Below are 459 nucleotides of genomic sequence, written 5' to 3' on the forward strand. Positions count from 1 at the left end.
CCGGGACCGGCCGTCGGTGCGTGTGTGTGCGCGTTACGGGAGGTTGCGGGCCATCACGATCCGCTGGACCTGGTTGGTCCCCTCGTAGATCTGCGTGATCTTCGCGTCCCGCATCATCCGCTCCACCGGGTAGTCCCGCGTGTACCCGTACCCGCCCAGCAACTGCACCGCGTCCGTCGTGATCTCCATCGCCGCGTCCGACGCGAAGCACTTCGCCGCCGCACCGAAGAACGTCAGATCCGCGTCCCCCCGCTGCGACTTCGCCGCCGCCGCGTACGTCAACTGCCGCGCCGCCTCCAGCTTCATCGCCATGTCCGCCAGCATGAACTGCACACCCTGGAACTCCGCGATCGCCTTCCCGAACTGCCGGCGCTCCCGCACATACCCGTTCGCGTAGTCCAGCGCACCCTGCGCGATCCCGATCGCCTGCGCCGCGATCGTCACCCGGGTGTGGTCCAG

The 459-nt window shown here is 68.6% G+C and carries 1 protein-coding gene; it reads right to left on the reverse strand.

All coding sequences use genetic code 11. From position 1 onward, the window contains the following. Window positions 1-33: 33 nt before the first annotated feature. A partial coding sequence (locus ACLWS4_RS37455) for an acyl-CoA dehydrogenase family protein (RefSeq protein ID WP_416876494.1) occupies window positions 34-459 on the reverse strand: 426 nt, incomplete at its 5' end.

Origin of the sequence: Kitasatospora sp. SC0581, from assembly GCF_048159585.1 — a bacterium.
Taxonomy (GTDB): domain Bacteria; phylum Actinomycetota; class Actinomycetes; order Streptomycetales; family Streptomycetaceae; genus Kitasatospora.